At 39.5% G+C, this 1,809-nt stretch carries 2 protein-coding genes; both read left to right on the top strand.

Annotated features, from left to right (window positions below; translation table 11 throughout):
• Positions 1 to 278: 278 nt before the first annotated feature.
• Positions 279 to 1,406, top strand: coding sequence for a DegT/DnrJ/EryC1/StrS family aminotransferase (locus Q366_RS19145; protein WP_051958174.1), 1,128 nt, complete (start codon positions 279 to 281; stop codon positions 1,404 to 1,406).
• A 175-nt stretch (positions 1,407 to 1,581) separates the two neighbouring features.
• Complete coding sequence (locus Q366_RS22495) at positions 1,582 to 1,788, top strand: DegT/DnrJ/EryC1/StrS family aminotransferase (RefSeq protein WP_169743004.1); 207 nt, start codon at positions 1,582 to 1,584, stop codon at positions 1,786 to 1,788.
• The last annotated feature ends 21 nt before the right edge of the window (positions 1,789 to 1,809 follow it).

Here is a 1,809-nt window from a genome sequence, read left to right as displayed (position 1 = left end):
GTAAGGGTAGTATTCATTTTGACGAATTTCCTTTGTCTGAAATGTTTGTTTAGTGGTAAATGAAGCATATCATATAAAGCGGAATTCGTCAATTTAAATTGTAAATTCAATTGGTTATGATTTTATTCGCTGTTGTTTTTAAGCACCGAAAGTTGGGTGCTCTAATATCTTCGTGAACTTCGTGGTAAAATAAAATCTCAATGCTTAAGTTTATGGCATTGACTATATGCTCACTCATAAATACATCGATAAAATAGTTTAAATAGGAGATTTTATCCGTGATAAATATACATGTTGCTGGCACTGATCTTACTGAAAAAGAAGAAGTATATGTATTAGAGGCACTACGAAGCACATGGATCTCATCTACAGGAGTTTTCGTTGATAAATTTGAAAATGACTTCGCTAAATTGTGTGGAACGAAAAGTGCTTTGAGTGTCTGCAATGGAACTATTGCGCTTCACCTATCGCTACTTGGGTTAGATGTTCGCCCTGGCGATGAAGTAATTATTCCCTCATTGACTTACGTCGCTACAGCCAACGCTGTGCGTTATGTTGGAGCAGAACCGGTTTTTGTGGATGTTGATCCCGAGACATGGTGTATTGATCCGAAACTGATCGAAAATAGCATCACACGTAAAACCAAAGGTATTATTCCGGTCCATTTATATGGACATCCTGCGGATATGGACGCCATAAATCAAATTGCCGCTGTTCACGGACTATGGGTTGTCGAGGATGCGGCAGAAGCTCATTTGGCCCGTTATAAAGGCTGCCCAGTAGGTAGCTTATCGAAAATTGCAACTTTTTCTTTTTATGGCAACAAGATACTTACCTGTGGTGAAGGGGGTGCAGTTGTCTTCAATGATCCCCAATTGAAAATTCGTTTGAAAGCACTACGCGGTCAGGGGGTGGATCCGATGCGCCGTTATTATTTTCCTATAACTGGTTATAATTTTCGCCTAACAAATGTAGCTTGCGCCATACTTTGTGCCCAAATTGAACGACATAAAGAAATTATAGAACGCCGCAAAAAAATTTTTCAAAACTACGACGATAAGCTAAGAGGGATACCAGGAATTGGTTTTCAGCCTGTCGCCCCATGGGCCGAACCAGCTCCATGGCTATACTGTATAACAGTTGACGAAAAAATATACGGTCAGTCTCGTGATGCATTGATGAAAAAGCTTGCCCAGGACGGTATTGAAACGCGACCTTTTTTTATACCTTTACACCATTTGCCACCGTTCCGTGATGAGTCACGTCGCCGTGGTGAGAATTTACCGATTACGGACGCCTTAAGCCTATCTGGTCTGAATTTGCCGACATTTTCCCAACTCACTAATGATCAAATTGTAAAAATTACAGAAATAATACGTTGTTTTTCAAAAAAGTATGCATTTTGAGTTTTGTAATAAAAAAAACAAGTTGTATGCCACACTTTTCGGGGTTGATCATATGATGGGCCATATGGTCTCCCCAAAAAAAATTAAAAAAAGGAGTTGAAAAACAAAATAGGTAAACAAAGGGGGCCCGGTCTGTTTCTAAAGTCATCCTATTTCGTGGATTTCTTCAAGCGGATTGTTTGTTGAGAGGTTTGAACATGAATTTGCGGCTATACGTAAAACACAAAATGTACTGGGCGTGTGTAATGGTACAGTAGCGTTGTATTTGGTCATGTTCGTTCTGGGGACGAGGTATGCTTTGTTCCTAAGCTTTGTTCCTAAAAAACGTGAGAAAAATTTACGTTTTTTGAGAATCACATATTCACAGCCAAGCCTTGTGTAATCTGGCTCAAACCTTGATTGA

Source organism: Desulfobacter vibrioformis DSM 8776 (genome assembly GCF_000745975.1).
GTDB lineage: Bacteria > Desulfobacterota > Desulfobacteria > Desulfobacterales > Desulfobacteraceae > Desulfobacter > Desulfobacter vibrioformis.
Note: the sequence above shows the minus strand (reverse complement) of the source record. Positions and strands in the feature narration are given on the sequence as shown.